This is a genomic window from Ruegeria sp. EL01, from assembly GCF_900313035.1.
Taxonomy (GTDB): domain Bacteria; phylum Pseudomonadota; class Alphaproteobacteria; order Rhodobacterales; family Rhodobacteraceae; genus Ruegeria.
This window is the reverse complement of record NZ_OMPS01000021.1, coordinates 66,826-73,488: the sequence shown is the minus strand read 5'-3', so window position 1 is coordinate 73,488 and position 6,663 is coordinate 66,826. Positions and strand designations below refer to the sequence as shown.

Sequence of the window (6,663 nt, the reverse complement as noted above, 5' to 3'; positions counted from 1 at the left end):
CCCCAATGCTGCCTGACCTGTTGGAGCAGATCCCGTCCGATCAGGAGATTGCCACCGTCACAGCTGATGGCGCCTACGATACTCGAAGATGTCACAATGTGATTGCCGCTCGGGGTGCCGCAGCCGTCATCCCGCCGCGTAAAAATGCCCAACTTTGGAAGCCAACCACGGCGGGGGCCGTGGCACGAAACGAAGCTGTGAGAGCTTGCAAATATCTCGGGCGGGCACTCTGGCGAAAGTTGACCGGATATCACCGCCGGAGCCGCGCAGAAACAAAAATGCACTGCGTCAAACTGCTTGGCCAAGGCCTCATGGCGAGAGACTTCGAGCGGCAAGTCGCTGAGCTTCAGATCCGGATCGCGGTGCTCAACCGCTACACCGCTCTTGGCATTCCCGTCACAGAGCCCGTAGGATAAGTCCGCCCGGGGAAAGGGGAAGTCCACCCTTCAACCGATTTGTGCAACAAAGCCCAACATGGCGCTCGCGCTCCACTACCATATGCATCAAGCAGTTATTGTTGCGAACAATGGAGAATACGGTGGGAGCAATGCGTACGCGCCCTATTCCGACGGCTTCAAGAGGCAAATCTTTCACGTACATGGGCAACCGCAGGCCTCAATCGCCTTTTTTGAGATAGATGATGTTGAGGACTTCAAGAAGCGCGGTAAGAGTACCAAAGCATTCAAGCCACAACCTGCAGGTATGTAGATTGCGCAGAGTGTCCGATGCAATCTGATCTTGGGCGGGTAGGTGGTTTCGATTTTCACCGTTTCTCAAGTTTGTTATTAAAAAACAAACAATTGGTCGTGACATATGGAGGCGAGTACCGGAATCGAACCGGTGTACACGGATTTGCAATCCGCTGCGTCACCACTCCGCCAACTCGCCTTTTCAAGCAAAATCAAATACTTGCCGTGGTGTGGGTGGCGTTTTAGCAGCTTTCTCCGGGGTCGTCCAGTGGATTGGGCGCAAATTTCGCGACCCGAATGCAAATTGCGGAAACGTGCTGGTCGTACCCTGATCGGCTGGCTTAGATTGCGGCATCTGGGCCGTTGCCGCGCTTTGTCGGATATGGCACAAGCCAGATAACCTTGGGAATAAGACGAGAGATCCTATGACTGATTTCGTAGCCCGACGCCGTACGATGGTTGATACGCAGGTTCGGCCTTCTGACGTGACGAAGTTCCCGATCATTGACGCCATGCTGACTGTCCCACGCGAGAGCTTTGTGCCTGACGCGCAGCGCGAAGCGGCCTATGTCGAAGGGCTGATCGATTACGGAAACGGGCGCTATATGCTTGAACCGCGGACCCTGGCTAAGATGTTGGATGCATTGAATATCTCGAATGATGAGATGGTTCTCGATATCGCACCGGCCATGGGGTATTCCACAGCGGTTGCTGCCCGGATGGCGCAGTTGGTCGTAGGCGTTGAGAGTGACGAAACGCTGGCTGCGGAGGCGCAGACCCTATTGTCCGAGGCTGATGCAGACAACGCGATCATTCATGTCGGCCCACTTGAGCAGGGCGCGGTTGAGCACGGCCCGTACGACGTGATCATGATTCAGGGCGGAGTCGAGAAAGTGCCGGACGACGTGGTGGCTCAGCTGAAGGACCACGGTCGTATTGCTTGCCTGTTCGTTGAGAAGGGCCTTGGAACCGTGCGGATTGGGCGAAAAACAGGAGGTCGTGTCAGTTGGCGCGACGCGTTCAATGCCAGCGCGCCGGTTCTAGAGCATTTTTCCGCCGAGTGTGCATTTTCGCTATAGTCTGGCGTTGGATAATTCTGTCGCCTTGATTAGTTGAAATCAAAGACGCAAACTGCTTTCAGAGCAGCGTAATTTCTATTTGAGAGGATTTGGTTATGCGTGGTACGGCAACAGGCAAGCTGGTCAAAGCGTTGGCAGTGACCGCAGGTCTTACGCTAAGCGTCCTGCCATTGCGCCCGGCATGGGCTGACAATCTGACGGATGCGTTTATCGGAGCATACAACACCAGCGGTTTGCTGGAGCAGAACCGAGCCCTGCTGCGCGCTGCAGATGAAGATGTTGCCATTGCTCTTGCGGCGTTGCGACCTATCATCAACTGGACGGTTCGGGTCAGCCAAGGATACACGAAAACGCGTCGCGCTACGACGGTGGCAACGTCTAATCCGTCCAATTTCTTCTCGGGTTTGACACTCAGCCAGCTTTTGTATGACGGCGGCGCATCGGCGCTGGGTAAGCAGTCAGCGCAGGAAACGGTTTTATCGACCCGGCAAGCGCTTATTGATATCGAGCAGCAAATCCTGTTTCGCGCGGCGACTGCATATCTAAGCGTGCTTCTGCAGGAGGAAACGGTTCAAATCCGCCAGAACAACGTCGATTTATCCAGTGAGGAACTGCGCGCTTCGAATGATCGGTTCGAAGTGGGGGAAGTCACCCGAACAGACGTTGCCCTGTCCGAGGCCCAGTTGGCCAGCGCCCGCGCGGATCTTGCCGATGCACGCGGCGATCTCAGTACTGCGCAGGCAGAGTATGTGAATGCCGTTGGAAAGTTGCCGGGGCGTACCGCTGGTCAGCCTGGCTTGCCGAATCTGCCGCGTTCGCAATCCAACGCGGTTAACCTGGCGCAACGCAATCATCCCTCTATCTTGTCTGCACAGCATCAGGTGCGGGCGTTGGATCTGGTCGTTCAGCAGCAGCGTGCCAACCTTGGCCCCAATGTCAGCCTGAATGCGGATGCCGGGATCACTGAAAGCTACGACGACGACAACTATACGAATGACGCGAGTGTTTCGCTGAGCCTGACGCAGCCGATCTATGCTGGTGGCCGTTTGGCCGCGGCTGTGCGACGTGCCATGGCCACCCGGGATGCGTCACGCGCCAACCTGCTGAATGTGCAAAAGGACATTACCCAAGGTGTCACAGACGCGTATGTCCGGTTTGAAACGGCAACCGCCAGCCTGACCGCTTCGACCGAACGTGTCCGCGCCTCGCAGGTCGCCTTTGACGGGATTCGGGAAGAAGCGACACTGGGCGCACGGACTACGCTGGACGTGTTGACGGCTCAGCAAGATTTGCTGGATGCGCAACTGGCCGAGATTGCCTCGCGGACCGAACGTTCACTGGCTGCGTATCAGTTGCTGCAGGCGCAGGGGCTGTTGACCGCCGAGCGTATGGGTCTTGCGGTTCAGATCTACGACCCGACACTTTACTACAATCTGGTCAAAAAGGCGCCGGCCAAGGTCAGCAAGCAAAGCAAGGATCTGGATCGTGTCCTCAAAGCGTTGCGGCGGGACTGACAAGCAATACTAGTTGTTGTGAGGCTCCGATTGTTTGGCTAGACTCGACCCCGAGGATAGAGCGGTAGAAAACAATGTCTGATGGTGTCGTAAAAGCAGGTATCGAAGATGTCCTATCTTCGGTAAAACGTTTGGTCAGTGACGACGGCCGTAAAAAATCAGTTTCGGATCAAGGTTCTGGAGGGCGCAAGCCCGGACGATTGGTTCTGACCGATGCTTTGCGTATTGGCAAACCCGCTAAGGTTGAGGAGGGCGCTGGCCCTCTGAAGTTAGACCCGGAGTATAGCGCCGAGGAATCGGCCAAACCGATGTTGTTGCGAGCCTGCGATATCGTTCGCACGGAAGCCGCGGCAAATCAGGTTGAAGAAACGCAGGATGCCAAAGCTGCGAACGCTGCAGACACCCCGCAGCACGCTGATTCATCAAATGATCCGACAAGCAGTCTGAGCGCAAAAATCGAAGCGCTGGAGGCCGCGATCGCGCGGACCGAGGATCAATGGGAACCTGACGGAGATAGCGATGACGCTTATTCTGGCACACCGACCCATGCTTTGCGGTGGAACGTCGAAGAGGTGAACACCCAAACAGATCAGGAAGATCTGGCCAAGCTGGATGGTACTGAATCTGAGGAAGTCGACGAAGACTCTGCTCAGACAGCGAAGTTTGTTCGTGACCCCGAGGTTCTTGCATCCCCACCCTCGGAAGAGGACCCCGCAGATACCATCGATCAGGCTGTGGCAACCATGGATGAAGAAGAACTGCGTCGGTTGATCGCCGAGGTCGTTCGGCAAGAGCTGCAAGGCGCACTGGGTGAACGGATCACACGAAACGTCCGCAAAATGGTTCGGCGAGAAATCGCCCGGGCATTGGCGGCGCTGGAAGTGGATTAACCTTCACCCGATGGATGGTGGTTTGGCCAGGTCGAACAGAAGATCCAGATCCATATGCTGTTCCAGATGATCGGCCAAGGCATCCAATGTCTGCTCGACCCCATCTTCATACGCGGTCTCTGAATTTACGCCCAACCGGGACAGAAAACTGGCGCGGAATGCATCGGATGAGAAGATGCCATGCAGGTAACTGCCCATGATTCGGCCGTTCGGGCTCGCGGCACCTTCTGGGCGACCTTCGATTTCCAGCCAGGCGCGGGCGCAATCCTGTCCTTCGGTATGCCCCATGTGGATTTCATAGCCATCGACGGGTTCACGGTTTGGCAGCGCGTGTGCTTGGCGCAATATGACCTGCTTTTGCCCGCCCATAACCGTGTCAACATCCAATAGGTTCAGCCCGTCCACCTTACCGGACCGACCGTCGACGCCGTCGGGATCGGAAATGGTCTTACCCAGCATTTGATAGCCGCCGCACAGGCCCAGAACATGCCCACCGCGTCGCACATAGGCATAAAGATCAACGTCCCATCCTTGGGCCCGAAAATAGGCCAGATCGCCGATTGTTGATTTGCTGCCGGGCAGCAGCACAAGGTTCGCATCGCCGGGCAGCGGGCGACCTGCAGGGATGATCTCGACGCTTACGCCGGGTTCTGCCGACAAAGGGTCCAGATCGTCGAAATTCGCCATCCTCTCTAACTGCGGCACGACGACCTTACACGTGCCCCCGGTATGAGAGCGGATATCCATCATGTCTTCGGCGGGCAGTTTCCAGGCGTCGTGAAACCAGGGGACCACACCCAGGCAAGGCCATCCGGTTCGCGCGGCAATGTCGTCACGCCCCTCGTCAAACAGGGACACATCCCCTTTGAAGCGATTGACAGCAAACCCGTGGATCATCTGCGCATCGGTTTTGTCCAGTACGGCTTGTGTACCAACGATCTGGGCAATCACGCCGCCCCTGTGAATGTCGCCAACCAGTACAACGGGCACGTCTGTGGCACAGGCAAAGCCCATATTGGCTATGTCACCTTTGCGCAGGTTGGTTTCGGCCGGGCTGCCCGCGCCTTCGATCAGCACAAGATCGGCATCGCGGCACAACCGGTCAAAGCTTTCCAAAGCCGCACCCAACAGCTTGGACTTGTCCTTGCGATAATCACCGGCCTTCATGGTACCCGCACGCTGCCCCTGAACGATGATCTGAGCGCCGGTGTCCGTTTCGGGTTTCAACAGGATCGGGTTCATATCCGTGTGGGTCGGGAGCTTGGCGGCGCGGGCCTGCAGCGCCTGCGCGCGGCCAATCTCGCCACCGTTTTCAGTCACGGCCGCATTGTTCGACATGTTCTGAGGTTTAAACGGGGCAACCTTCAGCCCCCGCCGTGTGAACGCCCGCGCCAACCCGGCCACCAGCACCGATTTTCCGACATTGCTGCCTGTGCCCTGAATCATGATGGCGCGAACCATGGTTAGTCTCCTATGTTTAACGCGCAGATGACCCGATTTGAGGCCGAAGGGGAAGCCCCGGATGAACACGCCCGCACATTTATTGATTGGTGCCGCCGCTTTTGCCCGACCTGCCAGGGGACGCATTCTGTGGGCGGCGTTGCTGGGCTCTCTGCTGCCGGATTTGTCCCTTTATCTGTTGGCGGGCGTCTCGCTGTTTGTGTTGGGCATCCCCGAGCAAGTGGTGTTTGGCCAACTCTACTACTCATCCACATGGCAGACGGTTTTCGCGATCGACAATTCCTTTTTCCTTTGGGGGCTGGCTTTGATGATCGGGATATGGCGCGGCTGGCGTGTATTGATCGTTGGGTCAGCGGCAGGTTTGCTCCACCTTGCGATGGATTTCTTGCTGCACGCAGGCGATGGTCGCGCGCAATTCTGGCCGATAAGTTCCTGGGTGTTTCACAGCCCGGTCAGCTATTGGGACAGCACCCATTATGCACTTTGGGTCGTTCCGGTTTCAGGGTCGGCCTGCCTGGCATCCTATGTCGTTTTGTGGCGGCAAGGCATGCAGGTATGGGCGAAACTGTTTTTCGCCATGTTGCTGGCAGCAGAAATCTGGGTGGCCCGGCAATGGCTGATGTTCTTCTGACCAGATAGCGCGCAAAAGAAAAACGCACTCCGGTCGAGGGAGCGCGCTTTTTCTTCAATTAGTCGCCTTGGATCAGGCGGCTTCGGCTTGTTGTGCAGCGTTGCGACGTTCGCTTTCTTCACGCGACAGGGCCACGGATGTCCGCACGCCGCGACCGACGAATTCCATCAGGCCGCCGACAACACGTTCGTTCGGGTCAATACCCGCGCACGACAGCACTTCGCGCCCATCGCGCGAACGCGCCCAGCGGGCGATCTGTTCCGGACCATTGCCATACTTCTTGTCGTCAGCGATGGCGTCATCGAGCGCAGCCAGTACAACGGCCGCGAAAAGTTTCTTTGCACGATTGCCTTGTTCGTTGTTAAAGGCAGTGCCGTCAACGAAATCTCTCATCTCGTT

The 6,663-nt window shown here is 56.9% G+C and carries 7 protein-coding genes and 1 tRNA gene; 5 read left to right on the top strand and 3 right to left on the bottom strand.

Annotated features, from left to right (window positions below; all coding sequences use genetic code 11):
- Positions 1–416, top strand: a 416-nt coding sequence (locus D9K61_RS10750) for an IS5 family transposase (protein ID WP_120633257.1), incomplete at its 5' end; no start/stop codon positions are given.
- Between the two features lie 398 nt (positions 417–814).
- Here D9K61_RS10750 and D9K61_RS10740 read toward each other — a convergent pair.
- Positions 815–888, bottom strand: a tRNA-Cys gene (locus tag D9K61_RS10740).
- A 226-nt stretch (positions 889–1,114) separates the two neighbouring features.
- On the opposite strand from D9K61_RS10740, the gene D9K61_RS10735 reads away from it, so the two are divergent.
- The 3 genes from D9K61_RS10735 to D9K61_RS10725 all read left to right on the top strand — a co-directional run bounded on the left by D9K61_RS10735 (position 1,115) and on the right by D9K61_RS10725 (position 4,172).
- On the top strand, positions 1,115–1,768 hold the full coding sequence (locus D9K61_RS10735; RefSeq protein ID WP_120633243.1) for a protein-L-isoaspartate O-methyltransferase: 654 nt from the start codon (positions 1,115–1,117) through the stop codon (positions 1,766–1,768).
- Positions 1,769–1,863: 95 nt separating this feature from the next.
- Positions 1,864–3,282: a TolC family outer membrane protein gene (locus tag D9K61_RS10730; protein WP_120633242.1), complete on the top strand. Its 1,419-nt coding sequence runs from the start codon at positions 1,864–1,866 to the stop codon at positions 3,280–3,282.
- A gap of 74 nt (positions 3,283–3,356) precedes the next feature.
- Entirely contained in the window at positions 3,357–4,172 is an 816-nt protein-coding gene (locus D9K61_RS10725) for a hypothetical protein (RefSeq protein WP_120633241.1), read from the top strand.
- 3 nt (positions 4,173–4,175) lie between these two features.
- Here the strand turns inward: D9K61_RS10725 and D9K61_RS10720 are convergent, their stop codons facing one another.
- Positions 4,176–5,633, bottom strand: coding sequence for a cobyric acid synthase (locus tag D9K61_RS10720; RefSeq protein ID WP_120633240.1), 1,458 nt, complete (start codon positions 5,631–5,633; stop codon positions 4,176–4,178).
- A 61-nt stretch (positions 5,634–5,694) separates the two neighbouring features.
- On the opposite strand from D9K61_RS10720, the gene D9K61_RS10715 reads away from it, so the two are divergent.
- Entirely contained in the window at positions 5,695–6,264 is a 570-nt protein-coding gene (locus tag D9K61_RS10715) for a cobalamin biosynthesis protein CobQ (RefSeq protein WP_120633239.1), read from the top strand.
- A gap of 72 nt (positions 6,265–6,336) precedes the next feature.
- Here D9K61_RS10715 and D9K61_RS10710 read toward each other — a convergent pair whose 3' ends face one another.
- The gene (locus D9K61_RS10710) at positions 6,337–6,657 is read right to left on the bottom strand and encodes a DUF6280 family protein (RefSeq protein WP_120633238.1); all 321 of its coding nucleotides are present in this window, start codon (positions 6,655–6,657) and stop codon (positions 6,337–6,339) included.
- Between the last annotated feature and the right edge of the window lie 6 nt (positions 6,658–6,663).